This is a genomic window from Aquabacterium sp. T101, assembly GCF_057219775.1.
The window spans coordinates 1148101-1172345 of record NZ_JBXVVZ010000001.1 but is presented as its reverse complement, the minus strand read 5'-3'; the positions used below and the strand labels follow the sequence as shown (position 1 = coordinate 1172345).

27 protein-coding genes and 1 tRNA gene are annotated in these 24245 nt (G+C 69.7%); 25 read left to right on the top strand and 3 right to left on the bottom strand.

Going from position 1 to position 24245, the window contains the following annotated elements; genetic code table 11:
- Positions 1–81: 81 nt before the first annotated feature.
- Positions 82–1287, bottom strand: a complete 1206-nt coding sequence (locus AC2EAQ_RS05505) for an amino acid aminotransferase (protein WP_484640799.1) — start codon at positions 1285–1287, stop codon at positions 82–84.
- Positions 1288–1394: 107 nt separating this feature from the next.
- On the opposite strand from AC2EAQ_RS05505, the gene uvrB reads away from it, so the two are divergent.
- From uvrB to fdx, 10 genes are all read left to right on the top strand, one after another.
- Positions 1395–3506, top strand: coding sequence for an excinuclease ABC subunit UvrB (gene uvrB / locus AC2EAQ_RS05500; protein WP_484640798.1), 2112 nt, complete (start codon positions 1395–1397; stop codon positions 3504–3506).
- A complete protein-coding gene (locus tag AC2EAQ_RS05495; protein ID WP_484640797.1) occupies positions 3503–3985 on the top strand; it encodes a low molecular weight protein-tyrosine-phosphatase in 483 nt (160 codons plus the stop codon). The genes uvrB and AC2EAQ_RS05495 overlap by 4 nt, the downstream gene beginning before the upstream one ends.
- Positions 3986–4082: 97 nt before the next feature.
- Positions 4083–4619 (top strand): Fe-S cluster assembly transcription factor, encoded by a 537-nt coding sequence (locus tag AC2EAQ_RS05490; RefSeq protein WP_484640796.1) that lies wholly within the window; start codon positions 4083–4085, stop codon positions 4617–4619.
- Between the two features lie 33 nt (positions 4620–4652).
- Positions 4653–5873, top strand: coding sequence for an IscS subfamily cysteine desulfurase (locus AC2EAQ_RS05485; protein WP_484640794.1), 1221 nt, complete (start codon positions 4653–4655; stop codon positions 5871–5873).
- Positions 5874–5892: 19 nt separating this feature from the next.
- The gene (gene iscU / locus AC2EAQ_RS05480; RefSeq protein ID WP_484640793.1) at positions 5893–6303 is read left to right on the top strand and encodes a Fe-S cluster assembly scaffold IscU; all 411 of its coding nucleotides are present in this window, start codon (positions 5893–5895) and stop codon (positions 6301–6303) included.
- Positions 6284–6607, top strand: coding sequence for an iron-sulfur cluster assembly protein IscA (gene iscA, locus AC2EAQ_RS05475; protein ID WP_484640791.1), 324 nt, complete (start codon positions 6284–6286; stop codon positions 6605–6607). The genes iscU and iscA overlap by 20 nt, the downstream gene beginning before the upstream one ends.
- Entirely contained in the window at positions 6604–7089 is a 486-nt protein-coding gene (locus tag AC2EAQ_RS05470) for a GNAT family N-acetyltransferase (RefSeq protein WP_484640790.1), read from the top strand. The genes iscA and AC2EAQ_RS05470 overlap by 4 nt, the downstream gene beginning before the upstream one ends.
- A complete protein-coding gene (gene hscB / locus AC2EAQ_RS05465; protein WP_484640789.1) occupies positions 7086–7604 on the top strand; it encodes a Fe-S protein assembly co-chaperone HscB in 519 nt (172 codons plus the stop codon). The genes AC2EAQ_RS05470 and hscB overlap by 4 nt, the downstream gene beginning before the upstream one ends.
- A gap of 80 nt (positions 7605–7684) precedes the next feature.
- Positions 7685–9544: a Fe-S protein assembly chaperone HscA gene (gene hscA / locus AC2EAQ_RS05460; protein WP_484640788.1), complete on the top strand. Its 1860-nt coding sequence runs from the start codon at positions 7685–7687 to the stop codon at positions 9542–9544.
- Positions 9545–9553: 9 nt separating this feature from the next.
- Positions 9554–9892, top strand: coding sequence for an ISC system 2Fe-2S type ferredoxin (fdx, locus tag AC2EAQ_RS05455; RefSeq protein WP_484640787.1), 339 nt, complete (start codon positions 9554–9556; stop codon positions 9890–9892).
- Between the two features lie 32 nt (positions 9893–9924).
- Here the strand turns inward: fdx and AC2EAQ_RS05450 are convergent, their stop codons facing one another.
- Entirely contained in the window at positions 9925–10212 is a 288-nt protein-coding gene (locus AC2EAQ_RS05450) for a hypothetical protein (RefSeq protein ID WP_484640786.1), read from the bottom strand.
- A gap of 174 nt (positions 10213–10386) precedes the next feature.
- Between AC2EAQ_RS05450 and tsaD the strand changes: the two genes are divergently transcribed.
- Positions 10387–11439 carry a tRNA (adenosine(37)-N6)-threonylcarbamoyltransferase complex transferase subunit TsaD gene (gene tsaD, locus AC2EAQ_RS05445; RefSeq protein ID WP_484640785.1) on the top strand — a complete coding sequence of 351 codons (1053 nt, stop codon included), beginning with the start codon at positions 10387–10389 and terminating at the stop codon, positions 11437–11439.
- Here tsaD and AC2EAQ_RS05440 read toward each other — a convergent pair.
- The gene (locus AC2EAQ_RS05440; protein ID WP_484640784.1) at positions 11432–11863 is read right to left on the bottom strand and encodes an Hsp20/alpha crystallin family protein; all 432 of its coding nucleotides are present in this window, start codon (positions 11861–11863) and stop codon (positions 11432–11434) included. The two genes, tsaD and AC2EAQ_RS05440, sit on opposite strands and share 8 nt — an antisense overlap.
- A gap of 113 nt (positions 11864–11976) precedes the next feature.
- On the opposite strand from AC2EAQ_RS05440, the gene AC2EAQ_RS05435 reads away from it, so the two are divergent.
- From AC2EAQ_RS05435 to nuoF, 14 genes are all read left to right on the top strand, one after another.
- Positions 11977–13266 carry a branched-chain amino acid ABC transporter substrate-binding protein gene (locus AC2EAQ_RS05435; RefSeq protein WP_484640783.1) on the top strand — a complete coding sequence of 430 codons (1290 nt, stop codon included), beginning with the start codon at positions 11977–11979 and terminating at the stop codon, positions 13264–13266.
- A 5-nt stretch (positions 13267–13271) separates the two neighbouring features.
- Positions 13272–14423, top strand: coding sequence for a pyridoxal phosphate-dependent aminotransferase (locus tag AC2EAQ_RS05430; protein WP_484640782.1), 1152 nt, complete (start codon positions 13272–13274; stop codon positions 14421–14423).
- Positions 14424–14570: 147 nt separating this feature from the next.
- Positions 14571–14840, top strand: coding sequence for a 30S ribosomal protein S15 (rpsO, locus tag AC2EAQ_RS05425; RefSeq protein ID WP_484640781.1), 270 nt, complete (start codon positions 14571–14573; stop codon positions 14838–14840).
- 162 nt (positions 14841–15002) lie between these two features.
- A complete protein-coding gene (pnp, locus tag AC2EAQ_RS05420; protein ID WP_484640780.1) occupies positions 15003–17288 on the top strand; it encodes a polyribonucleotide nucleotidyltransferase in 2286 nt (761 codons plus the stop codon).
- Positions 17289–17307: 19 nt separating this feature from the next.
- On the top strand, positions 17308–18294 hold the full coding sequence (locus tag AC2EAQ_RS05415) for an NAD(P)H-quinone oxidoreductase (RefSeq protein WP_484640779.1): 987 nt from the start codon (positions 17308–17310) through the stop codon (positions 18292–18294).
- A gap of 10 nt (positions 18295–18304) precedes the next feature.
- On the top strand, positions 18305–19045 hold the full coding sequence (tpiA, locus tag AC2EAQ_RS05410; RefSeq protein ID WP_484640778.1) for a triose-phosphate isomerase: 741 nt from the start codon (positions 18305–18307) through the stop codon (positions 19043–19045).
- Between the two features lie 23 nt (positions 19046–19068).
- Positions 19069–19482 carry a preprotein translocase subunit SecG gene (secG, locus tag AC2EAQ_RS05405; RefSeq protein ID WP_484640777.1) on the top strand — a complete coding sequence of 138 codons (414 nt, stop codon included), beginning with the start codon at positions 19069–19071 and terminating at the stop codon, positions 19480–19482.
- Positions 19483–19553: 71 nt separating this feature from the next.
- Positions 19554–19638: transfer RNA gene (locus tag AC2EAQ_RS05400), tRNA-Leu, on the top strand.
- 61 nt (positions 19639–19699) lie between these two features.
- Positions 19700–20059 carry an NADH-quinone oxidoreductase subunit A gene (locus AC2EAQ_RS05395; RefSeq protein WP_484640776.1) on the top strand — a complete coding sequence of 120 codons (360 nt, stop codon included), beginning with the start codon at positions 19700–19702 and terminating at the stop codon, positions 20057–20059.
- Positions 20060–20071: 12 nt separating this feature from the next.
- Positions 20072–20548 (top strand): NuoB/complex I 20 kDa subunit family protein, encoded by a 477-nt coding sequence (locus tag AC2EAQ_RS05390; protein WP_484640775.1) that lies wholly within the window; start codon positions 20072–20074, stop codon positions 20546–20548.
- Positions 20545–21144: an NADH-quinone oxidoreductase subunit C gene (locus AC2EAQ_RS05385; RefSeq protein ID WP_484640774.1), complete on the top strand. Its 600-nt coding sequence runs from the start codon at positions 20545–20547 to the stop codon at positions 21142–21144. The genes AC2EAQ_RS05390 and AC2EAQ_RS05385 overlap by 4 nt, the downstream gene beginning before the upstream one ends.
- A 3-nt stretch (positions 21145–21147) precedes the next feature.
- Positions 21148–22401 carry an NADH-quinone oxidoreductase subunit D gene (locus AC2EAQ_RS05380; RefSeq protein ID WP_484640773.1) on the top strand — a complete coding sequence of 418 codons (1254 nt, stop codon included), beginning with the start codon at positions 21148–21150 and terminating at the stop codon, positions 22399–22401.
- Positions 22398–22892 (top strand): NADH-quinone oxidoreductase subunit NuoE family protein, encoded by a 495-nt coding sequence (locus AC2EAQ_RS05375; RefSeq protein WP_484640772.1) that lies wholly within the window; start codon positions 22398–22400, stop codon positions 22890–22892. Before AC2EAQ_RS05380 ends, AC2EAQ_RS05375 begins: the two co-directional genes overlap by 4 nt.
- On the top strand, positions 22889–24241 hold the full coding sequence (gene nuoF / locus AC2EAQ_RS05370; protein ID WP_484640771.1) for an NADH-quinone oxidoreductase subunit NuoF: 1353 nt from the start codon (positions 22889–22891) through the stop codon (positions 24239–24241). Before AC2EAQ_RS05375 ends, nuoF begins: the two co-directional genes overlap by 4 nt.
- Positions 24242–24245: the final 4 nt, after the last annotated feature.

Genomic DNA, 24245 nt, shown 5'->3' with positions numbered 1-24245 from the left:
AGCCCGGCGCCGGGCACAGCGAGAAAACACGTACGGACCGGACCTATTTCCGGGCCATGGGCCGAGCCTGACAGGTCCGGCTTACAGAACCTTGGCAATCGCCGCCACGACGGCGTCGATGTTCTTCATGTTCAGCGCCGCCACGCAGATGCGGCCGGAATCCACGCCGTAGACGCCGAACTCCGAGCGCAGGCGCTGCATCTGGGCGGCCGTGAGGCCCGAATAGCTGAACATGCCCTGCTGGCGGGCGATGAAGCTCATGTCCTGCCGCACGCCGGCGGCCGCAAGGCGGGCCACCAGTTCGGTGCGCATGGTCTTGATGCGGGCGCGCATGCCGGCCAGTTCCTGCTCCCACTGCGCCCGCAGCGCCGGGGTCGACAGCACCGTGGCGACGATCTGCGCGCCGTGGATCGGCGGGTTGGAGTAGTTGGTGCGGATCGCGATCTTGAGCTGCGACAGCACGCGCGCGGCCTCCTCGGCGCTGCCGCACACCACCGACAGGGCGCCGACGCGCTCGCCGTAGAGCGAGAAGCTCTTCGAGAACGAGGTGGAGACGAAGAAGTCCATGCCCGAGGCGATGAACTTCGCCACCGCGGCGCCGTCCTCGGCGAGGCCGGCGCCGAAGCCCTGGTAGGCCATGTCCAGGAAGGGCACCAGGCCGCGGGCGCGCACCAGTGCCACCACCTCGTCCCACTGCGCGGGCGTGAGGTCGTAGCCGGTGGGGTTGTGGCAGCAGGCATGCAGCACCACGATCGTGCCCGGCTCGGCCGCCTGCAGCGCGGCCTTCATGCCGGGGAAGTCGATGCCGCCTTCATTGCGCAGCGCCGCCGAGTAGTACGGGTACTCGCCGACCTCGAAGCCGGCGCGGCCGAACAGCGCGCGGTGGTTCTCCCAGCTCGGCGCGCTGATCAGCACGCGCGCCTGAGGGCGCAGCTGGCGCAGGAAGTCGGCGCCGACCTTCAGGCCGCCGGTGCCGCCCAGCGCCTGCACGGTGGCCACGCGCTTGTCACGCACCACCGCGCTGTCGGCGCCGAACACCAGGCCCTGCACCGCCTGGTCGTAGGCGGCGATGCCGTCGATGGGCAGGTAGCCGCGCGGCTTGGCCGATTCCACGAGCTGCTGCTCGGCCGCGGCCACGCACTTGAGCAGCGGCAGCTTGCCGTTCTCGTCGTAATAGACGCCGACGCCGAGGTTGACCTTGTTCGGGTTCGGGTCCGCCGCGAACTGTTCGTTCAGGCCCAGGATCGGGTCGCGCGGGGCCATTTCGACGGACGAGAAGAGGCTCATGACAGGGCGTTGGCAGGAGGAGGGGCCGCAAGGCCGGAAGGCATGGCGCGCAATGCGCTACGCTGACGGGTTCGCAGGATTTTACGGGTGAACCCTAGGTGATGCCGATGCCGACTGGACCTGAAGCGATGCCGCCGGCGCAGCCCGAGGGCCGGTTCGTGTCCTTCCCGGGCTCGCCGTTCCAGCTCTACCAGCCCTATCCGCCGGCGGGCGACCAGCCGCGCGCGATCGACCAGCTGGTCGAAGGGGTGAACGACGGGCTGACCTTCCAGACCCTGCTGGGGGTGACCGGCTCGGGCAAGACCTTCACGATGGCCAACGTGATCGCGCGCCTGGGGCGCCCGGCGATTGTGTTCGCGCCCAACAAGACCCTGGCCGCCCAGCTGTACAGCGAGTTCAGGGAGTTCTTCCCGAAGAACGCGGTCGAGTACTTCGTCAGCTACTACGACTACTACCAGCCCGAGGCCTACGTCCCGCAGCGCGACCTGTTCATCGAGAAGGACAGCTCGATCAACGAGCACATCGAGCAGATGCGGTTGTCGGCCACCAAGAGCGTGCTGGAGCGGCGCGACGTGGTGGTGGTGGCGTCGGTGAGCGCGATCTACGGCATCGGCAAGCCGGAGGACTACTCCGAGATGCGCTTCATCGTGCGCGTGGGCGACAAGATCGGCCAGCGCGACGTGATCGCGCAGCTGATCCGGATGCAGTACACGCGCAACGAGACCGACTTCTCGCGCGGCACGTTCCGCGTGCGCGGCGACGTGATCGACGTGTTTCCGGCGGAGCACTCGGAACTGGCGATCCGGCTCGAGCTCTTCGACGACGAGATCGAGTCGCTGTCGCTGCTGGACCCGCTGACCGGCCGCATCCGGCAGAAGGTGCCGCGCTTCGTGATCTACCCGTCGAGTCACTACGTGACGCCACGCGACCGCGTGCTGCGTGCGGTGGAGACGATCAAGGCCGAGCTGCGCGAGCGCCTGGACGAGCTGGTCAAGGCCGGCAAGCTGGTGGAGGCGCAACGCCTGGAGCAGCGCACCCGCTTCGACCTCGAGATGATGAACGAGGTGGGCCACTGCAAGGGCATCGAGAACTACACCCGGCACCTGTCCGGCGCGGCGCCCGGCGAGCCGCCGCCGACGATGGTGGACTACCTGCCCAAGGACGCGCTGATGTTCCTGGACGAGAGCCACGTGCTGGTCGGCCAGCTGGGCGGCATGTACAACGGCGACCGCGCACGCAAGACCACGCTGGTGGAGTTCGGGTTCCGGCTGCCGTCGGCGCTGGACAACCGGCCGCTGCGGTTCGACGAGTTCGAGAAGAAGTTGCGCCAGGCGATCTTCGTGTCGGCGACGCCGGCCGACTACGAGAACCGCCACGCCGGCCAGGTGGTGGAGCAGCTCGTGCGCCCCACGGGCCTGATCGACCCGGTGGTCGAGGTGCGCCCGGCCACGCACCAGGTGGACGACGTGCTGCAGGAGATCCGCGACCGCGTCGAGCGGCACCAGCGGGTGCTGATCACCACGCTGACCAAGCGCATGGCAGAGCAGCTCACCGACTACCTGTCCGACAACGGGGTCAAGGTGCGCTACCTGCACAGCGACGTCGACACGGTCGAACGCGTGGAGATCATCCGCGACCTGCGCCTGGGGCACTTCGACGTGCTGGTGGGCATCAACCTGCTGCGCGAGGGCCTGGACATCCCGGAGGTGAGTCTGGTGGCGATCCTCGACGCCGACAAGGAAGGCTTCCTGCGCGCCGAGCGCAGCCTGATCCAGACCATCGGCCGCGCCGCGCGCCACCTGGACGGCAAGGCGATCCTGTATGCCGACCAGATCACCGAGTCGATGCGCAAGGCCATCGACGAGACCGAGCGGCGGCGCGCGCGACAGGTGGCCTTCAACACCGAGCACGGCATCACGCCGCGCTCCGTGGTCAAGGAGATCAAGGAGATGATCGACGGGGTCGTCTCGGACAAGACGGCCCGCGAGGACCTCAAGCGCGCCGAGGCGGCCGTCGAGGTGGAGGCGATGTCCGAGAAGGACCTGGGCAAGCGCATCAAGCTGCTGGAGCGCCAGATGCTCGAGCATGCGAAGAACCTGGAGTTCGAGAAGGCGGCGCGCGTGCGCGACCAGCTGGCGCTGCTGCGCGAGCAGGCCTTCGGCGCCGGCGGCTCGCACGACGCTACCGTGGTGCCGCTGACCGGGGGCGGGCGGCCGTGAGCGCGCCGGGCGCCCCGGCCGGGCTGCGCGTCCTCGTGGTCTGCCTGGGCAACATCTGCCGCTCGCCGACGGCCGAGGCGGTGCTGCGCCACCATCTGGCCGCGGCCGGCCTGGACGGCCGGGTGCAGGTGGACTCCGCCGGCACCGGCGGCTGGCACGCCGGCGACCCGCCGGACGCACGGTCGCAGCGGCATGCGCTGCGGCGCGGCTACGACCTGTCGGCGCTGAGGGCGCGCCGGGTGCGCGACGACGACTTCCACCGATTCGACCTCATCCTCGCCATGGACGAGGACAACCTGGCCGACCTGCACCGGCTGCGCCCCGACGGCGCCCGCGCCGAGCTGGGGCTGTTCGCCGACGGCCCGGTGCCCGACCCGTATACCGGCGGCCCGCAAGGCTTCGAGCAGGTGCTCGACCTGGTGGAGGCCGCCAGTCGGGCCTGGGTGCGTGACCTCGCTGATCGCATGGGAACTTCCTGACCGGTATCCGACCAAACTGGTCGACTTCCGGTAAACTTGACCGATCCGCTCGGGATCGAGGCGGGTTTACCCGCACTTCCCACCACAGGAGCCCTTCATGCGACTCACCACCAAAGGCCGTTTTGCCGTCACCGCGATGATCGACCTCGGTCTGCGTTCCACCAACGGCCCGGTCGCGCTCGCGGCGATCAGCCAGCGGCAGCAGATCTCGCTGTCGTACCTGGAGCAGCTGTTCGGCAAGCTGCGCCGCCACGAACTGGTGGAGAGCACGCGCGGCCCCGGCGGCGGTTACTCCCTGGGCCGCGAGGCGGCCAAGATCACCGTGGCCGACATCATCCTGGCGGTGGACGAGCCGCTGGACGCCACCGGCTGCGGCGGCCGCGAGAACTGCATGGGCGAGGACAGCGGCAAGTGCATGACGCACGACCTGTGGTCCGAGCTCAACGCCCGGATGATCGAGTTCCTGAGTTCGGTCACGCTGAAGAAGCTGGTGGACGACCAGATCGCCCGGGGCGTGTCGGTGGCCGAGCAGGCCCCGATGAAGCGCGCCATCTCGTCGGCGCCGGTCGTCAAGCCGATCCGCGTCACCGGCCCGAACTCGGTGTTCGCCCTGGGCGAAGCCCTCGCCAAGTAAACGACTGCCAAGGACCGCCTGCTCCGAACTGCCATGGACATGACGCCGCATTTCCCGATTTACATGGACTATGGCGCCACCACGCCGGTGGACCCGCGCGTCGTCGACGCGATGGTGCCCTGGCTGCGCGAGCACTTCGGCAACCCGGCGTCGCGCAGCCACGCCTGGGGCTGGGAGGCCGAGGAGGCCGTCGAGAAGGCCCGCGTGCAGGTGGCCGAACTGGTGGGCGCCGACCCGCGCGAGATCGTCTGGACCTCCGGCGCCACCGAAAGCAACAACCTTGCGCTCAAGGGTGCGGCCCACTTCTACCAGTCGCGCGGCAAGCACCTGATCACGGTGAAGACCGAGCACAAGGCGGTGCTCGACACGATGCGCGAGCTCGAGCGCCAGGGCTTCGAGGTGACCTACCTCGACGTGCAGGAGGACGGCCTGCTCGACCTGCAACGCTTCCGTGACGCGATCCGGCCCGACACGATCCTCGCGTCGGTGATGCTGGTCAACAACGAGATCGGCGTCATCCAGGACATCCCCGCCATCGGCGCCCTGTGCCGCGACAAGGGGATCATCCTCCACGTGGATGCCGCGCAGGCCACCGGCAAGGTGCAGATCGACCTGGCCTCGTTGCCGGTGGACCTGATGAGCCTGGCCTCGCACAAGACCTACGGGCCCAAGGGCATCGGCGCGCTGTACGTGCGGCGCAAGCCCCGCGTGCGCATCGAGGCCCAGATGCACGGCGGCGGCCACGAGCGCGGCATGCGCAGCGGCACCCTGCCCACGCACCAGATCGTCGGCATGGGCGAGGCCTTCCGCATCGCCCGCGAGGAGATGGCCACCGAGGGCGAACGCATCCGCGGCCTGCAGCAGCGCCTGCTGCGCGCGCTGGCGGACGTGGAGCAGGTGTTCGTCAACGGCCACCTCGACAAGCGCGTGCCGCACAACCTAAACATGAGCTTCAACTTCGTCGAGGGCGAGTCGCTGATCATGGGCATCAAGGGCATCGCGGTGTCGTCGGGCTCGGCCTGCACGTCGGCCAGCCTGGAGCCCAGCTATGTGCTGCGCGCTCTGGGACGCAGCGACGAACTTGCGCACTCCAGCCTGCGCATGACCATCGGCCGTTTCACGACGGCCGAGGAGATCGATCACGCGGCATCCCTGATCCGCGATCGCGTGGCCAAGCTGCGCGAACTGTCCCCCCTGTGGGAGATGTACAAGGACGGCGTCGACATTTCCACCATCCAGTGGACGGCGCACTGAGCCAACCCAGGAGCATTCAATGTCTTACAGCGACAAGGTCATCGACCACTACGAGAACCCGCGCAACGTCGGATCGTTCGACAAGGGCGACGATTCGGTGGGCACCGGCATGGTGGGCGCGCCCGCCTGCGGCGACGTGATGAAGCTGCAGATCAAGGTCAACCCCGCCACCGGCCTGATCGAGGACGCGCGCTTCAAGACCTACGGCTGCGGCTCGGCCATCGCGTCGTCGTCGCTGGTCACCGAGTGGGTCAAGGGCAAGTCGCTCGACGAGGCGATGGAGATCCGCAACACCCACATCGCCCAGGAACTCGCCCTGCCGCCGGTGAAGATCCACTGCTCGATCCTGGCCGAGGACGCGATCAAGGCCGCGGTCGAGGACTACAAGAACAAGCACGGCGCCCCTTCCGATGCCAGTCACGCTCACTGAGGCCGCCGCCCGCCACGTCACGCGCTACCTCGCTCGCCGCGGCAAGGGCGTCGGCGTGCGTCTGGGGGTCAAGACCACCGGCTGCTCCGGCCTGGCCTACAAGCTCGAGTACGCCGACGACGTGGCGCCCGAGGACCTGGTCTTCGAGGACCATGGGGTCAAGGTGCTGGTCGATCCGAAGAGCCTGCCCTACATCGACGGGACCGAACTCGACTTCGTCCGCGAGGGGCTGAACGAGGGCTTCAAGTTCCACAACCCGCGCGAGAAAGACCGCTGCGGCTGCGGCGAGTCGTTCCGGGTGTGAGCCCCGAACTCGAGATCCGACCCGAGCGCCCCGATCATCCCCAGGTCGTGGCGTTGCTGGACGCGCTCGACCGCTACCTGGGCGAGCTCTACGAGCCCGAGGCCAACCACATCCTGTCGGTGAGCGAACTGCTCGCGCCCGAGGTGAGCTTCCTGGCCGCCTGGAGCCAGGGCAGGGTGGTGGGCACCGGTGCCGTGCGCGAGATGCCGCCGCACGACGACACCGGCGGGCGGGCCTATGCCGAGATCAAGCGCATGTACGTCGACCCGGGCCTGCGCGGACAGCGCATCGGCGAGCGTCTGCTGCAGCAGCTCGAGTCGGCGGCCCTCGGCCGTGGCCTGACCCAGGCCCTGCTGGAAACCGGCGAGGCCCAGACCGCCGCCGTGCGCCTGTACGAACGCTGCGGCTACCGGCGGTGCGGGGCCTTCGGCGGCTACCCGGACAACGGCCTGTCCGTGTTCATGCGCAAGGACCTCGCGTGAAGCTCGACGACGACGACTTCGCGCTGTTCGAGCTGCCGCGCCGGTTCGCGCTCGACCGGGCCGACCTCGACTCGCGCTGGCGGCGGCTGCAGGCCAGCGCCCACCCTGACCGCCACGCATCGCAGGGGGCAGCGGCCCAGCGCGTGGCGATGCAATGGTCGGTGCGCATCAACGAGGCGTATCGCCGGCTGCGCGATCCGATCTCGCGTGCGGCCTACCTGTGCGAGCTGCATGGCGTGCCGATCGATGCCGAGCGCAACACCGCGATGCCGGAGGAGTTCCTGCGCCAGCAGATGGCCTGGCGCGAGGCCCTGGACGACGCGGACGGCGAAGCGGCCCTGTCGGCGCTGGGCGACGAAGTGCGGACCGCGGAGTCGCAGCTGCTGGCCCGGGCCGGCGCCGAACTGGACGACACCCGGAACCCCGCCGCGGCCGCGCGCACCGTGCGGGCGATGATGTTCGTCGCGCGCATCCGCTCCGAACTGGACCGCCGGCTGCAGGCCATCGAGCACTAGGATGACCATGCGACCGCTTCGACCGGCCCCGATGATCCCCGGGCCCAGCCGGCACCCCTTGACCGCAGTCTGGCGCTGACATGGCCCTGTTGCAGATCTCCGAGCCGGGCCAGTCGCCCGATCCGCACCAGCGTCGCGTGGCGGTGGGCATCGACCTGGGCACCACCCACTCGCTGGTGGCCGCGGTGCGCCATGGCGTGGCCGAGTGCCTGCCCGACGCGCAGGGCCGCGTGCTGCTGCCTTCCGCGGTGCGCTATCTGCCCGGCGGCCGGCGCCAGATCGGCCACGACGCGCTGGCCGCGCAGGCCGACGACGCGCAGGACACGATCGTCTCGGTCAAGCGCCTGATGGGCCGTGCCCTGGCCGACGTGCAGGGCGCCGCGCGGCTGCCCTACCGCTTCGCCGACCGTCCCGGCATGGTCGCCATCGACACCCGCGACGGCGTGAAGACGCCGGTCGAGGTGTCGGCGGAGATCCTGGCGGCGCTGCGGCAGCGCGCCGAGGACAGCTTCGACACCGACGAGCTCTATGGCGCTGTGATCACGGTGCCGGCGTACTTCGACGATGCCCAGCGCCAGGCCACGAAGGACGCGGCGCGGCTGGCCGGCCTGAACGTGCTGCGCCTGATCAACGAGCCCACGGCCGCCGCAGTGGCCTATGGCCTGGACAACGGCTCGGAGGGCCTGTACGCCGTCTACGACCTCGGCGGCGGCACCTTCGACATCTCGCTGCTGCGCATGACGCGGGGCGTGTTCGAGGTGGTCGCCACCGGCGGCGACGCGGCCCTGGGCGGCGACGACTTCGACGCGATGCTGGCCGACTGGGCGCTGGCCGAAGCCGGCCTTGCCGCCGATTCGCCGCACGATCGTCGTGCGGTGCTGGTGGCCGCGCGCGCCGCCAAGGAGGCGCTGACCGACGCCACCGAGGTGGAGATGATCTGTTCGTTGGCGGCCGGCCCGCTGGAGGTGGCCGTGTCGCGCGCCCGCTTCGAGGCGCTGACCCGGCCGCTGGTCGAGCGCACGCTGGCGGCGGTGCGGCGCGTGCTGCGCGACGCGGGCCTGCCGCGCGGCGACGTGCAGGGCGTGGTCATGGTCGGCGGCTCCACCCGCATGCCCGCGGTGCGCACCGCGGTGGGCGAACTGTTCGGTCGCGAGCCACTGACCAATGTGAACCCCGACGAGGTGGTCGCGCTGGGCGCGGCGATCCAGGCCAACGCCCTGGCCGGCAACGCCGCGGACGGCGACATCCTGCTGCTCGACGTGATCCCGCTGTCGCTCGGGCTGGAAGTGATGGGCGGGCTGGTCGAGCGGATCATCGAGCGCAACGCCACCATCCCCACGGCCAAGGCGCAGGACTTCACCACCTTCAAGGACGGCCAGACCGCGATGGCGCTGCACGTGGTGCAGGGCGAGCGCGAGCTGGTGGCCGACTGCCGCTCGCTGGCCCGATTCGAGCTGCGCGGCATCCCGCCGATGGTGGCCGGCGCGGCGCGGATCCGCGTCTCGTTCGAGGTCGACGCCGACGGCCTCTTGTCCGTGTCCGCGCGCGAGCTGGGCTCGGGCGTGCAGGCGGCCGTCAGCGTCAAGCCCAGCTACGGCCTGGCCGACGAGGACATCGCCCGCATGCTGCGCGAGGGCTTCGGCGCCGCCGAATCGGACGCGGCCGCAAGGGCGCTGCGCGAGGCCCGGGTCGAGGCCGAGCGGATGGTGCTGGCCACGCGCTCGGCCCTGTCCGTCGACGGCGACCTGCTCGAGCCCGCCGAGCGCGAGGCCATCGAGTCCCTGCTCGCCGGCACCGAGCGCATCGCCCGGGGCGAGGACCACCATGCCATCGACGACGCCGTGAAGGCGCTGGCCGGCGGCACCGAGGCCTTCGCCGCGCGTCGCATGAACCGCGGCATCCGCACCGCACTGGCCGGCCGCCACATCGCCGACGTCTGAAAGAACTCCATGCCGGTGATCCGCATCCTTCCCCACGCCGAGTACGCCCCCGAGGGCGCCACCTTCGAGGCGTCGCCCGGCACGTCGCTGTGCGAGGCCATGCTCGAGCATGGCGTCGAGATCGAGCACGCCTGCGAGATGAGCTGCGCCTGCACCACCTGCCATGTGGTCGTGCGCGAAGGTTTCGAGTCGCTGGGCGACATGGACGAGAGCGAGGAGGACCTGCTCGACCGGGCCTGGGGCCTCACGCCGACCTCACGCCTGTCGTGCCAGGCGATCGTCTCCAACCGCGACGTCACGATCGAGATCCCGAAGTACTCGATCAACCACGCCAAGGAAAAGCACTGAGGCGCCACGCCCCGCGCCGCGTTCGCCGCGGTTCAGTGCTTGGGGAAGTCCGAGCCGAAGATGGTGCGGCGGAACCACTCGCCGACGGGACGCAGCGAGTCGAGGAACGAGTCGGGCTCGCCCTCGCGCTCGAGCAGCAGGCCCTTCTCGTCGAGCATCTGCAGGAACAGGCGCACGTCCATCTTGGACGCTCCGCTGGACAGCACCAGGGCCGACACCGACATGTAGCGGTGCGACATGTCGCTCAGCATGCGGCGGTACACCGTGCGGTGAAACGGTGCGGGCAGTTCGGGCCAAGCAGCAAGCTTGAATTCCTTCATGTCCCAACGCGCGGGCCCGTGACCGGGCGCTCCCTGGCTATTGATTTGCGCGGAGAGTAACCCCGTGTGTCGACGCCGGCCATGCGCTCCTGCACGAACCCGGCCGCATGGCCGGGCTCAAGTGTGTCGCTTTGTGTGCGGCGTGCTGCAGTTCACGCTGGATACACTGGACCGATGATCGTCCTGGGCATCGAGTCCTCCTGCGACGAGACCGGCCTGGCGCTGGTCGAGTCCGTGGCCGGCGGCGTGCCGCGGCTGCTGGCGCACGCGCTGCACAGCCAGGCCGACATGCACGAGGCTTTCGGCGGCGTGGTGCCGGAGCTGGCCTCGCGCGACCACATCCGCCGTGTCGTGCCGCTCGCGCGTGCCGTGCTCGACGACGCCGGCCGTCGCCTCACGGACGTCGACCTCGTGGCCTACACCCGCGGCCCGGGGCTGGCCGGTGCGCTGCTGGTCGGTGCCGGCCTGGGCGTGGCCCTGGCCGCGGCGCTGGACCGCCCGGCGCTGGGCGTGCACCACCTCGAAGGGCATCTGCTGTCGCCCTTCCTGTCGCAGGACCCGCCGGCGTTCCCCTTCGTGGCGCTGCTGGTGTCGGGGGGCCATACGCAGCTCATGCGCGTGGCCGGCGTGGGCGACTACGAACTGCTCGGCGAGACCATCGACGACGCGGCCGGCGAGGCTTTCGACAAGAGCGCCAAGCTGCTCGGCCTGGGCTACCCCGGCGGCCCGGCCCTGGCGCAGCTGGCGTTGCAGGGCGACGCCAAGGCCTTCGCGCTGCCGCGCCCGATGCTGGCCAGCGGCGACCTGGACTTTTCCTTCGCCGGGCTGAAGACGGCGGTGCTGACCCAGGTGCGGCGACAGGAAGCCGCGCACGGCAGCGACGGCCCGTGGCGCGCCGACCTCGCCGCGGCCACGCAGGAGGCGATCGTCGACGTGCTGGTGCGCAAGTCGATGCGGGCCCTGCGCGAGACCGGCCTGTCGCGCCTGGTCGTTGCCGGTGGCGTGGGGGCCAACCGGCGGCTGCGCGCCGAACTCGACGCGGCCTGCCGCAAGGCCCGGGCGCGCGTGCACTATCCCGAGCTGCACCTGTGCAGCGACAACGGCGCGATGATCGCGCTGGCTGCCGCGATGCGCTGCGACGCCGGCCGCGCCGAACCCGCGCGCGACCTCACGTTCGACGTGAAGCCGCGCTGGGCCCTGCAGCAGACCGGCGCGACGCTCAGCTGACGGTCAGCTGCTTGCCGGCGGCCACGCGCTTGCGGGCCAGTGTCAGCGTGAGCACGCCGTTGTCCAGCCGCGCCTGCGACGTTTCCTGGTCCACCTCCTGCGGCAGCGTGAAGCTGCGCGCGAAGCTCGACGTGGAACGCTCGCGGTACAGCACGCGCTCGCCTTCCTTGCGCACGTCCTCGCGCTGGGTGGTGGCGCTGACGCTGACCTGGCGGCCCTCGATGGTGATCTTCACGTCCTCCTTGGCCACGCCGGGCAGGTCGAGCGCGACCTTGTAGCCGGCCTCGGTCTCGGTGACGTCGAGCGACGGCGAGCGCAGGGCCGTGTTGCCGTTGCCGAAGAAGCGGTCGAAGTTGTCGTCGAACAGGCGATCGAAGGAGCGCGCCAATTCGGACGGGGAGCGGGAGACGGGGACGAGGAACATGTGCGACCTCCTAGAATGGGTTGCGAGTGCCGGCACTGCCTTGCCGATGGAAACCGGCCCTCATGCCGCTGAATCTAGGAGCGGCATTTTTCTTTTCAAGCCAGGCTTCTGACATGGATCAATCTCCCACCTTCAGCCGCCGCGCCCTGGTGCTGGCCGCTGCGGCCGCTGCCGCGACGGGACCGGCGCAAGCCGAGCGTGCGGCCCCCTTGAAGCTGGCGCTGATCGAGGGCCTGTCGGGGCCGTTCGCCAACGCGGGCGAGGCGGTCTTCCGCAACCTGCTGTGGGCGGTGGAGCGCGTCAACCGCCGCGGTGGCGTGCGCGAAGGCGGCCGCCAGCGCCTGCTGGAGCTGGTGCGGTTCGACAGCGAAGGCCAGTCGGAGAAGGCCATCGCGCTGCTGCGCGCGGCCGTCGACCAGGGCATCGGCTTCGTCGCCCAGGGCAACAGCTCGGCCACGGCGGCGGCGCTGATCGAGGCGATCGAGCGCCACAACGAGCGCGATCCGCAGCGGCGCGTCGTGCTGCTCAATTACTCGGCGGTCGATCCGATCCTCACCAACGAGCGCTGCAGCCCCTGGCACTTTCGCTTCGACGCGCATGCGGACATGCGGCTGGCGGCGCTGGTGGAGGTGATGCGGGGCGACCGGGCCCTGCGCAAGGTCTACCTGATCGGCCAGGACTACAGCTTCGGCCAGCATGTGCAGCGCCAGGCGCGCAGCCTGATCGCGCAGCGCCGCCCGGACATCGACATCGTCGGCGACGAACTGCATCCGATGGGCCGGGTGAAGGACTTCCTGCCCTACGCCGCCAAGATCCAGGCCAGCGGCGCGCAGGCCGTGGTCACCGGCAACTGGGGCAACGACCTGATGCTGCTGGTCAAGGCGGTGCGCGAGGTCGGCGCCGCGGTGCGGTTCTACACGTTCTACGGCAACGCGCTGGGCGCGCCGGCGGCCATCGGCGAGGCCGGCGTCGGCACCGTCTACGCCGTCGCGGAGTGGCACCCGAACGCCGGCGGCGCCGGGTCGGACGCGCTGTATGCCGCGTTCCGCGAGCGCTTTCCCGACCCGCGCGACGACTACGTCCACTTCCGCATGCAGGCCATGATCGAGATGCTGGCTGAGGCCGTCGAGCGCGCCGGCAGCGCCGAGCCGGCGGCGGTGGCCCGTGCCCTGTCGGGCGCGCGCTTCGACGCCCGCCATCTGGGCGGCGTGCATTCGGCCACGATGCGCGCTGCCGATCATCAGCTGCAGCAGCCGCTGCTGGTCAGCGTGATGGACCGGGCCGGCGCCCCGGGCGTGAAGCACGATGTCGAAGGCTCGGGCTACGGCTTCAGGACCGTGCGGCGCTTCTCGGCCGCCGAGGTCGAGCAGGCCACCAGCTGCCGCATGCAGAGGGGGTCCTGAACGCCATGCGCCACGCCATCGAGACCCTCGCCGCCTCGCGCATCCGCGAGGTGGCCAACGCCGGCATCGGCCGCAGCGACGTCCTGCCGTTCTGGTTCGGGGAGAGCGACGAGGTGACGCCCGAGCCGGTGCGGCAGGCCGCCGCCGAGTCGCTGGCGCGCGGCGAGACGTTCTACGCCCACAACCTGGGCCTGGCCGAACTGCGTGACGCCGTCGCGGCCTACACCAGCCGCCTGCACGGCCCCGTGTCTGCGGGCCGCGTGGCGATCACGTCGTCCGGCGTGTCGGCGCTGATGCTGGCGTCGCAGCTGCTGCTGGACCCGGGCGACGAGGTGGTGGCCGTGGTGCCGGTGTGGCCGAACCTCACGGCCCAGCCGGCGATCCTGGGCGCACGGGTCGCCGAGGTGCCCCTGGTGCCGAAGCAGGGCGCCTGGACGCTGGACCTGGACCGGCTGCTGGCCGCCGTCACGCCCGCCACTCGGATGCTGCTGGTCAACGCGCCCAACAATCCGACGGGCTGGACGCTCGGCCGTGACGAGCAGCGCGCGCTGCTCGAGCACTGCCGCCGCACCGGCACCTGGATCGTCGCCGACGAGGTCTACGAGCGCCTGTGGTTCGGCGACGGGCCGGCTGCGCCGTCGTTCCTGGACCTGGCCGATCCCGAGGACCGGGTCATCGTGGTGCACAGCTTCTCCAAGTCCTTCCTGATGACCGGCTGGCGCCTGGGCTGGCTGGTGCTGCCGGCGACTGCGCTCGACGCGATCGGCAAGCTGATCGAGTTCAACAGCTCCTGCGCGCCGGTGTTCGTGCAGCGGGCCGGCTTGGCCGCGCTGGCGCAGGCCGATCGCACCGTGCCCGACCTGACCCGCCGCATGCAGGCCTGCCGCGACCGCCTCGTCGACGGGCTGCAGCGCCTGCCGGGCGTGGAACTGGCCCGGCCGATGGGCGGCATGTACGCCTTCTTCCGCGTGCCCGGACTGAGCGACGACTCCCTGGCCTGCGCCAAGCGCCTGGTGGCGCAGCACGGGCTCGGCCTGGCGCCGGGCGCGGCCTTCGGGGCGGCTGCCGAGGGCTGGCTGCGTTGGTGCTTTGCGTCACGCGACCCGCAGCGGCTCGACGACGGGCTGGCCCGGCTGGCCGGGGCACTGCGCATATAATCCGCGCTTCGCTCCACCCAGGGGCGTCATGGCACGGCACGGGTCGGTTTCACCCGTGACCGCAAGTAGAACCGGAAACCGATGCGGCGTCGCCCCGTGCAAGGCGGGTCCCCGCGCGGTTTCCACGCACACAGGAAACTCGCGTTCATGTCGCTCAACACCACCCAGAAGGCCGAGATCGTCAAGGCCAATGCCCGCGGCGCCGCCGACACCGGCAGCCCGGAAGTCCAGGTCGCCCTGCTGACCGCCCGCATCAACGAACTCACCCCCCACTTCAAGACGCACGCCAAGGACCACCATGGTCGGCGTGGCCTGCTGAAGCTGGTCAACCAGCGCAAGCGCCTGCTGTCCTACCTGAAGGACAAGGACGCCGACCGCTACACCGCGCTGATCCAGAAGCTGGGTCTGCGCAAGTAAGCAGGACGCGGGGGCGCTCGACGCCCCCGCCCTGTTCCTGGAGAACCGGCTGCCCGACGCGCTGCTCATGTCATTCCAACGCCGCTCCCGCCCCGAGCCGCTCTGGAATGGCATCCCGCCGACGGCTCGCTGTCTCTCCTCCATTCCTCCGAAGGAGACACCATGAGCATGTTCAACAAGGTCACCAAGACCTTCCAGTGGGGCCCCCACAAGGTGACGATGGAGACGGGCGAGATCGCCCGCCAGTCCACCGGTGCCGTCGTCGTCGACATCGAGGGCACGGTCGTGCTGGCCACCGTCGTGGCGCGCACCGAGGCCAAGTCGGGCCAGGACTTCTTCCCGCTCACCGTCGACTACATCGAGAAGACCTACGCCGCCGGCAAGATCCCCGGCAGCTTCTTCAAGCGCGAAGGCCGCCCGAGCGAGCTCGAGACGCTGACCAGCCGCCTGATCGACCGCCCGATCCGCCCGCTCTTCCCGGACGGCTTCTTCAATGAAGTGCAGGTCGTCGTGCACGTGCTGAGCCTGAACCCCGAGGTGCAGGCCGACATCGCCGCGCTGATCGGCACGTCCGCCGCGCTGTCGATCTCCGGCATCCCGTTCAACGGCCCGATCGGCGCCGCGCGCGTGGGCTACGTCAACGGCGAGTACGTGCTGAACCCGGGCAAGACGCAGCTGGCCGACAGCCAGCTCGACCTCGTCGTGGCCGGCACCGAGGCCGCCGTGCTGATGGTCGAGTCCGAGGCCAACCAGCTGACCGAGGAAGTGATGCTCGGCGCGGTGGTCTACGGCCATGACCAGGGCAAGGTGGCGATCGCCGCCATCAACGAGCTGGTGCGCGACGCCGGCAAGCCCGAGTGGCAGTGGGCCGCGCCCGCGCGCGACGAGGCCTTCATCGCCAAGGTGACCGCGCTGGCCGAAGCCAAGCTGCAGGCCGCCTACCAGATCCGCAGCAAGCAGGCCCGCACCCAGGCCTGCCGCGCCGCCTACGCCGAGACGATGGCGGCCCTGAAGGCCGAGGGCGTCGAGTTCGACAGCGTCAAGGTCGAGGGCCTGCTGTTCGACATGGAAGCCAAGATCGTGCGTGGCCAGATCCTGGCCGGCGAGCCGCGCATCGACGGTCGCGACACCCGCACCGTGCGCCCGATCGAGATCCGCACCGGCGTGCTGCCGCGCACCCACGGCTCGGCGCTGTTCACGCGCGGCGAGACGCAGGCGGTCGTGGTGGCCACGCTGGGCACCGACCGCGACGCGCAGCGCATCGACGCGCTGGCCGGCGAGTTCGAGGAGCGCTTCATGCTCCACTACAACATGCCCCCGTTCGCCACCGGCGAGACCGGCCGCGTGGGCTCGCCCAAGCGCCGCGAGATCGGCCACGGCCGCCTGGCCAAGCGCGCGCTCGTCGCGATGCTGCCGAGCAAGGAAGACTTCCCGTACTCGATCCGCGTGGTCTCGGAGATCACCGAGAGCAACGGCTCGTCGTCGATGGCCTCGGTGTGCGGCGGCTGCCTCGCGCTGATGGACGCCGGCGTGCCGATGAAGGCCCACGTGGCCGGCATCGCGATGGGCCTGATCAAGGACGGCAACCGCTTCGCCGTGCTGACCGACATCCTCGGCGACGAGGACCACCTGGGCGACATGGACTTCAAGGTCGCCGGCACGGTCGGTGGCGTGACGGCCCTGCAGATGGACATCAAGATCCAGGGCATCACCAAGGAGATCATGAAGGTCGCCCTGGACCAGGCCAAGGAAGCGCGCATGCACATCCTGGGCAAGATGCAGGAAGCCGTCGGCGGCGCCAAGCAGGAGGTGAGCCAGTTCGCGCCGCGCCTGTACACCATGAAGATCAACCCGGAGAAGATCCGCGACGTGATCGGCAAGGGCGGCGCCGTGATCCGCGCGCTGACCGAGGAGACCGGCTGCACGATCGACATCGGCGAGGACGGCACGATCACCATCGCGTCGACCGATTCCGACAAGGCCGCATTCGCCCGCAAGCGCATCGAGGACATCACCGCCGAGGCGATCCCGGGCGAGATCTACGAAGGCCCGATCACCAAGATCCTGGACTTCGGCGCCCTGGTGCAGATCCTGCCCGGCAAGGACGGCCTGCTGCACATCAGCCAGATCGCGCACCAGCGCGTCGAGAAGGTCGAGGACTTCCTCAAGGAAGGCCAGGTCGTCAAGGTGAAGGTGCTCGAGACCGACGAGAAGGGCCGCATCAAGCTGTCGCTCAAGGCGCTACTCGACAAGCCCGAGGGCTATGTCGAGGAGGAGCGTCCGCGCCGCGACCGAGACGACCGCCGTGACCGTGGCCCGCGCCGCGACCGCGGCGACCGGGGTGACCGCGGCGACCGCGGTGACCGTGGCGATCGGGGTGGCGAGCCTCGTGCCGAGGGCGGCGACGCGCCGTCCGACGCACCGTCGGGCGACCGCCAGGACTCCTGATCGAGGGCAGGCCCGTCGCATGAAGGCGATCGAGATCAGCAGCTTCGGCGGCCCCGAGGTGCTGCACGAAACGACCCGGCCGGACCCCGTGCCCGGGCCGGGCGAGCTGCTGATCCGCGTCGCCGCGTCGGGCGTGAACCGGCCGGACGTGGTCCAGCGCAAGGGCTTCTATGCCCCGCCGCCGGGGGCGTCCGACCTGCCGGGCCTGGAAGTGGCCGGCACGGTGGCCGGCGGCGACGCCGCCGAGCTGCAGCAGGCCGGCCTGAGGCTGGGCGACCGCGTGTGCGCCCTGGTGGCCGGTGGCGGCTACGCACAGCTGTGCGTGGCGCCGATTGCACAGACGCTGCCGTCGCCCCGCGGACTGAGCGACGTCGAGGCGGCCAGCCTGCCGGAGACGATGTTCACCGTCTGGCAGAACGTGTTCGAGATCGCGCACCTGTCGGCCGGCGAATGGCTGCTGGTGCAAGGCGGCTCCAGCGGCATCGGCGTCACCGCGATCCAGCTCGCCAAGGCGATGGGCGCGACGGTGGTGGTCACGGCCGGCAGCGACGACAAGTGCGCGGCCTGCCTGGCGCTGGGCGCCGACCATGCCATCAACTACCGTACCCAGGACTTCGTGGCCGAGGTGGCGCGCCTGACCGACAAGCGCGGCGTCGACGTGATCCTGGACATGGTGGCGGGCGAGTACGTGGCCCGCGAGGTGAAGTGCCTCGCCGACGACGGGCGCCTGGCCATCATCGCGGTGCAGGGCGGCACGCGCAGCGAGCTCGACACCGGTGCGGTGCTGCGCAAGCGGCTCGCGATCACGGGGTCCACGCTGCGCGCGCGCAGCGTCGCCTACAAGGGCGAGCTGGCCCGGGCCCTGCTCCTGCAGGTCTGGCCGCTGATCGAATCGGGCCGGGTCAGGCCGGTGGTGCACCAGGTCTTTCCGGCCGACCAGGCAGCGCAGGCCCACGCGCTGATGGAGTCCAGCACGCACGTGGGCAAGATCGTCCTCACCTGGTGAGACCCCAGCCATGCGCAAGAAACTGATCGTCGGCAACTGGAAGATGCACGGCAGCCATTCGGCCAATGCCGAGTTGCTGGCGGGCATCGTCGCGGCGCGTCCGTATGCGGCCGACGTGGCCGTGTGCGTGCCGTTCCCTTATCTGTCCGAGACGGCGGTCGCGCTGGCAGCCTCCGACATCCGCTGGGGCGCGCAGGACTGCTCGGCGCATGAGCAGGGCGCCTACACCGGCGAGGTGTCGGCCGGCATGCTGCACGAGTTCGGCTGCCGCTACGTGCTGGTGGGCCACAGCGAGCGGCGTCAGTACCACGGCGAGACCGACGCGCTGGTGGCCGACAAGGCCAAGGCGGCGCTGGCCCGCGGCGTCACGCCGATCGTCTGCGTCGGCGAGACGCTGGCGCAGCGCGAGGCCGGCGAGACCGAGACCGTGGTCAAGCGGCAGCTCTCCGTGGTGATCCATGCCCTGGCGCACTGCGCGGGCGAGATGGTCGTTGCCTACGAGCCCGTGTGGGCGATCGGCACCGGTCGCACCGCGTCCCCTGAGCAGGCCCAGGCCGTGCATCACCTGCTGCGCGCCCAGCTGCGCGCGGCCACGCCGCGTGCCGACGCGATGACCCTGCTGTATGGCGGCAGCGTCAAGCCCGACAACGCATCGATCCTCTTTGCCCAGCCCGACATCGACGGCGGCCTGGTCGGTGGCGCCTCGCTGAAGGCAGCCGACTTCGTCGCCATCTGCCGCGCCGGTTCCTGAACCCTTCGACACCTCACACTCCCATGCAGATCTGGATGAACCTCGTGCTGGGCGCCCAGCTCATCAGTGCGATCGCGATGATCGGCCTCGTGCTGGTCCAGCACGGCAAGGGCGCCGACATGGGCGCCTCGTTCGGCAGCGGCGCGTCCGGCAGCCTGTTCGGCGCCACCGGCAGTGCCAACTTCCTGTCGCGCTCCACGGCCGTCTGCGCCACCGTGTTCTTCGCGTGCACGCTGGTGCTGGCCTACTTCGGCACCGCCAACCTGGCCAAGCGTCCCGAAGGCACGAGCGTGTTCGAGCGCGCGGGCGCTGCGGCGCCGGCTGCGTCGGGTGCGAGCGCGGCTGCGCCGGTGGCCCAGATCCCCACGGCGCCCGTGGCACCTGCGGCACCGGCTGCGGCATCGGCCGCCGCACCGGCATCACCTCAGAAACCCTGAGGAATAGGCTTAGAATCTCTGGCTGTCCGGAGAGCCATCCTCACGCCATCCGGACACTGCAGTAGCAGGCCGCCGACGTGGTGAAATTGGTAGACACGCTATCTTGAGGGGGTAGTGGCGAAAGCTGTGCGAGTTCGAGTCTCGCCGTCGGCACCAGACATTCCCCTCACGGGGCCGCCCGGGCCCCATTTGCCGAACGCGCTGCGAACGAGACGACATGGACCTGCAACAGTACCTGCCTGTCATCCTGTTCATCCTCGTCGGCATCGCGGTCGGCGTCGCGCCCCAGGTGATCGGCTTCGTGATGGGCCCCAACCGCCCCGACGCCGAGAAGAACAGCCCCTACGAGTGCGGCTTCGAGGCCTTCGAGGACGCGCGCATGAAGTTCGACGTGCGCTACTACCTCGTGGCCATCCTGTTCATCCTGTTCGACCTCGAGATCGCTTTCCTTTTCCCCTGGGCCGTGGCGCTGCATGACATCGGCGCGTCAGGTTTCTGGGCCATGATGGTCTTCCTGGGCATCCTCGTGGTCGGTTTCGTCTACGAGTGGAAGAAGGGCGCTCTCGACTGGGAGTGAAGGCGCAACGCGATGGGCATTGAAGGCATCCTGAAGGAAGGCGTCGTCACGACCTCGGTCGACGCCGTGATGAACTGGTCCAAGACCGGGTCGCTGTGGCCGATGACCTTCGGCCTGGCCTGCTGCGCGGTCGAGATGATGCACGCGGGCGCCGCGCGCTACGACATCGACCGCTTCGGCATGCTGTTCCGGCCCAGCCCGCGCCAGAGCGACCTGATGATCGTCGCCGGCACGCTGTGCAACAAGATGGCCCCGGCGCTGCGCAAGGTGTACGACCAGATGGCCGAACCGCGCTGGGTGATCAGCATGGGCTCGTGCGCCAACGGCGGCGGCTACTACCACTACAGCTACTCGGTCGTGCGCGGTTGCGACCGCATCGTGCCGGTGGACGTCTACGTGCCCGGCTGCCCCCCCACGGCAGAGGCGCTGCTCTACGGCGTGCTGCAGCTCCAGTCCAAGATCCGCCGCGAAAACACCATCGCCCGATGAGCGCCAAACTCGACTCGCTTTGCGCGGCGCTGCAGGCGGCGCTCGGCCCGAAGATCCTCCAGCTCGTGCGCGATCGCGGCGAGGTGACGGTGCACGTCGCCGCCGCCGACTACCACGCGGTGGCGCTGCAGCTGCGCGACGACCCGACGCTCGCCTTCGAGCAGCTGATCGACCTGTGCGGCATGGACCTCAGCGCCTGGCGCAACGACGGTCACGACGGCCCGCGCTACGTGGTGGTCTCGCACCTCTTGAGCGTGGTCAAGAACTGGCGGCTGCGTCTGAAGGTAACCTGCCCCGACGACGACCTGCCGCTGGTGGCCACCGTGACCGACATCTGGAGCAGTGCCAACTGGTTCGAGCGCGAAGCCTTCGACCTGTACGGCATCCTGTTCGAGGGGCATGCCGACCTGCGGCGCATCCTCACCGACTACGGCTTCATCGGCCACCCGATGCGCAAGGACTTCCCGACCACGGGCCACGTGGAGATGCGCTACGACGCCGAGCAGAAGCGCGTGATCTACCAGCCGGTGACGATCGAGCCGCGCGAGATCACGCCGCGCATCGTGCGCGAGGACAACTACGGCGGTCGTCACTGAACCATGGCCGAGATCAAGAACTACACGCTGAACTTCGGTCCGCAGCACCCCGCCGCGCACGGCGTGCTGCGCCTGGTGCTCGAGCTCGACGGCGAGGTGATCCAGCGCGCCGACCCGCACATCGGCCTGCTGCACCGTGCCACCGAGAAGCTGGCCGAGAGCAAGACCTACATCCAGAGCCTGCCCTACATGGACCGTCTCGACTACGTGTCGATGATGTCCAACGAGCACGCCTACTGCCTGGCGATCGAGCGCCTGCTGGGCATCCAGGTGCCCGAGCGCGCGCAGTACATCCGCGTGATGTTCGCCGAGCTGACTCGGATCCTGAACCACACGCTCTGGCTCGGCTGCCACGGCCTGGACTGCGGTGCGATGAACATCTTCATCTACTGCTTCCGCGAGCGCGAGGACATCTTCGACATGTACGAGGCGGTGTCGGGTGCGCGCATGCACGCGGCCTATTTCCGCCCGGGCGGCGTCTACCGCGACCTCCCCGATACCATGCCGCAGTACCGCGCCAGCCGCATCCGCAACGACAAGGCGGTGAAGGCGCTCAACGAGAACCGCCAGGGCTCGCTGCTGGACTTCATCGACGACTTCTGCAAGCGCTTCCCGGCCTACGTCGACGAGTACGAGACCCTGCTCACCGACAACCGCATCTGGAAGCAGCGCACCGTGGGCATCGGCGTGGTGACGCCCGAGCGGGCGCTCAACCTCGGCTTCACCGGCGCCATGCTGCGCGGCTCGGGCATCGCCTGGGACCTGCGCAAGAAGCAGCCCTACGACGTGTACGACCGGATGGACTTCGACGTCCCGGTGGGCGTCAACGGCGACACCTACGACCGCTACCTCGTGCGCATCGAGGAGATGCGCCAGGCCAACCGGATCGTCCGTCAGTGCGTGGACTGGCTGCGTGCCAACCCCGGCCCGGTGATCACCGACAACCACAAGGTGGCGCCGCCGTCCCGGCTGGAGATGAAGTCCAGCATGGAAGAGCTGATCCACCACTTCAAGCTGTTCACCGAGGGCTTCCACGTGCCCGAGGGCGAGGCCTACGCCGCGGTCGAGCACCCCAAGGGCGAGTTCGGCATCTACCTGGTCAGCGACGGCGCCAACAAGCCCTACCGGCTGAAGATCCGCGCGCCTGGCTTCGCCCACCTGGCGGCGCTCGACGAGATGAGCCGCGGCCACATGATCGCCGACGCCGTGGCGATCATCGGCACGATGGACATCGTGTTCGGCGAGGTCGACCGATGAGCTACACCCTGAAGGACAGCACCCGCGAGCGCTTCGACCGCGAGGTGGCCAAGTACCCGCCCGACCAGAAGCAGTCCGCCGTGATGGCCTGCCTGGCCATCGTGCAGCACGAGGAAGGCTGGGTGTCGCAGGAGGCGGAAGCCGCCGTCGCGGCGCATCTCGGCATGCCGCCGATCGCGGTGCACGAGGTGACCACCTTCTACAACATGTACAACCAGCAGCCGACGGGGCAGTACAAGCTCAACGTCTGCACCAACCTGCCGTGCGCGCTGCGCAACGGCGAAGGCGCGCTCAAGCACCTGTGCCGCAAGCTCGGCGTCGAGCCCTACGGCACCACGGCCGATGGCGTGTTCACGGTGCAACCGAGCGAGTGCCTCGGCGCCTGCGCTGACGCGCCGGTGATGCTGGTCAACGACCGCGAGATGCTCAGCTTCATGAACGAGGAGCGTCTCGACGATCTGGTGGACACCCTGAAGGCGCATTCCAAGTGACGACGACGCCGGATCTCTCCCGCTTCAAGGCCACCGGCCGCGAGACCTGCTTCCACGGCCGGCACATCGGCGCGCAGATCTACGCCGGCCTGGACGGCAGCAACTGGCACCTCAAGGACTACGAGGCGCGCGGCGGCTACCGCGCGCTGCGCAAGATCCTCGGCAAGGACGGCGGCGAGGGCATGACGCCCGACCAGGTCGTGGCCGAACTCAAGGCGAGCGCGCTGCGCGGCCGTGGCGGCGCGGGCTTCCCGACCGGCCTGAAGTGGAGCTTCATGCCGCGCGCTTTCCCCGGCGCCAAGTACCTGGTGTGCAACTCGGACGAGGGCGAGCCCGGCACTTGCAAGGACCGCGACCTGCTGGCCTTCAACCCGCATGCCGTCATCGAGGGCATGGCCATCGCCGCCTACTCGATGGGCGTGCGCACCGGCTACAACTACATCCACGGCGAGATCTTCGAGGTCTACCAGCGCTTCGAGCAGGCGCTGGAAGAGGCCCGTGCGGCCGGCCTGCTGGGCGACCGCATCCTGGGCAGCGACTTCAGCTTCCAGCTGCACGCCCACCACGGCTTCGGCGCCTACATCTGCGGCGAGGAGACGGCGCTCCTCGAGTCGCTCGAGGGAAAGAAGGGCCAGCCGCGCTTCAAGCCGCCGTTCCCGGCCAGCTTCGGCCTGTACGGCAAGCCGACCACGATCAACAACACCGAGACCTTCGCCGCGGTGCCCTGGATCATCGTCAACGGTGGCCAGGCCTACCTCGAGGTGGGCAAGCCCAACAACGGTGGCACCAAGATCTTCTCGGTCGTCGGCGACGTGGAGCGTCCCGGCAACTACGAGATCCCGCTCGGCACGCCTTTCGCCAAGCTGCTCGAGCTGGCGGGCGGCGTCAGCGGCGGGCGCAAGCTCAAGGCGGTGATCCCCGGTGGGTCCTCCGCCCCGGTGCTGCCGGCCGGCGTGATGATGGACATCACGATGGACTACGACGCCATCGCCAAGGCCGGCTCGATGCTCGGCTCCGGCGCAGTGATCGTGATGGACGAGCGGCGCTGCATGGTCAAGAGCCTGCTGCGCCTGTCCTACTTCTACCAGCACGAAAGCTGCGGCCAGTGCACGCCGTGCCGCGAGGGCACGGGCTGGCTGTGGCGCATGGTCAACCGCATCGAGCACGGCGAAGGCCGTGCCGAGGACCTGGCGCTGCTCGATTCGGTGGCCGACAACATCAAGGGCCGCACCATCTGCGCGCTCGGCGATGCGGCCGCCATGCCCGTGCAGGGCATGCTCAAGCACTTCCGCGACGAGTTCGTGCACCACATCGACCACAAGACCTGCATGGTCCCCGCGTACGTCTGAACGC

What these genes read in the sequence shown, in the direction of transcription:
- AC2EAQ_RS05505 (WP_484640799.1), bottom strand. Translation starts at nt 1,287, where the DNA reads ATGAGCCTCTTCTCGTCCGTCGAAATGGCCCCGCGCGACCCGATCCTG.
- uvrB (WP_484640798.1), top strand. Translation starts at nt 1,395, where the DNA reads ATGCCGACTGGACCTGAAGCGATGCCGCCGGCGCAGCCCGAGGGCCGG.
- AC2EAQ_RS05490 (WP_484640796.1), top strand. Translation starts at nt 4,083, where the DNA reads ATGCGACTCACCACCAAAGGCCGTTTTGCCGTCACCGCGATGATCGAC.
- AC2EAQ_RS05485 (WP_484640794.1), top strand. Translation starts at nt 4,653, where the DNA reads ATGGACATGACGCCGCATTTCCCGATTTACATGGACTATGGCGCCACC.
- iscU (WP_484640793.1), top strand. Translation starts at nt 5,893, where the DNA reads ATGTCTTACAGCGACAAGGTCATCGACCACTACGAGAACCCGCGCAAC.
- iscA (WP_484640791.1), top strand. Translation starts at nt 6,284, where the DNA reads ATGCCAGTCACGCTCACTGAGGCCGCCGCCCGCCACGTCACGCGCTAC.
- hscA (WP_484640788.1), top strand. Translation starts at nt 7,685, where the DNA reads ATGGCCCTGTTGCAGATCTCCGAGCCGGGCCAGTCGCCCGATCCGCAC.
- fdx (WP_484640787.1), top strand. Translation starts at nt 9,554, where the DNA reads ATGCCGGTGATCCGCATCCTTCCCCACGCCGAGTACGCCCCCGAGGGC.
- AC2EAQ_RS05450 (WP_484640786.1), bottom strand. Translation starts at nt 10,212, where the DNA reads ATGAAGGAATTCAAGCTTGCTGCTTGGCCCGAACTGCCCGCACCGTTT.
- tsaD (WP_484640785.1), top strand. Translation starts at nt 10,387, where the DNA reads ATGATCGTCCTGGGCATCGAGTCCTCCTGCGACGAGACCGGCCTGGCG.
- AC2EAQ_RS05440 (WP_484640784.1), bottom strand. Translation starts at nt 11,863, where the DNA reads ATGTTCCTCGTCCCCGTCTCCCGCTCCCCGTCCGAATTGGCGCGCTCC.
- AC2EAQ_RS05435 (WP_484640783.1), top strand. Translation starts at nt 11,977, where the DNA reads ATGGATCAATCTCCCACCTTCAGCCGCCGCGCCCTGGTGCTGGCCGCT.
- AC2EAQ_RS05430 (WP_484640782.1), top strand. Translation starts at nt 13,272, where the DNA reads ATGCGCCACGCCATCGAGACCCTCGCCGCCTCGCGCATCCGCGAGGTG.
- rpsO (WP_484640781.1), top strand. Translation starts at nt 14,571, where the DNA reads ATGTCGCTCAACACCACCCAGAAGGCCGAGATCGTCAAGGCCAATGCC.
- pnp (WP_484640780.1), top strand. Translation starts at nt 15,003, where the DNA reads ATGAGCATGTTCAACAAGGTCACCAAGACCTTCCAGTGGGGCCCCCAC.
- AC2EAQ_RS05415 (WP_484640779.1), top strand. Translation starts at nt 17,308, where the DNA reads ATGAAGGCGATCGAGATCAGCAGCTTCGGCGGCCCCGAGGTGCTGCAC.
- tpiA (WP_484640778.1), top strand. Translation starts at nt 18,305, where the DNA reads ATGCGCAAGAAACTGATCGTCGGCAACTGGAAGATGCACGGCAGCCAT.
- secG (WP_484640777.1), top strand. Translation starts at nt 19,069, where the DNA reads ATGCAGATCTGGATGAACCTCGTGCTGGGCGCCCAGCTCATCAGTGCG.
- AC2EAQ_RS05395 (WP_484640776.1), top strand. Translation starts at nt 19,700, where the DNA reads ATGGACCTGCAACAGTACCTGCCTGTCATCCTGTTCATCCTCGTCGGC.
- AC2EAQ_RS05390 (WP_484640775.1), top strand. Translation starts at nt 20,072, where the DNA reads ATGGGCATTGAAGGCATCCTGAAGGAAGGCGTCGTCACGACCTCGGTC.
- AC2EAQ_RS05385 (WP_484640774.1), top strand. Translation starts at nt 20,545, where the DNA reads ATGAGCGCCAAACTCGACTCGCTTTGCGCGGCGCTGCAGGCGGCGCTC.
- AC2EAQ_RS05380 (WP_484640773.1), top strand. Translation starts at nt 21,148, where the DNA reads ATGGCCGAGATCAAGAACTACACGCTGAACTTCGGTCCGCAGCACCCC.
- AC2EAQ_RS05375 (WP_484640772.1), top strand. Translation starts at nt 22,398, where the DNA reads ATGAGCTACACCCTGAAGGACAGCACCCGCGAGCGCTTCGACCGCGAG.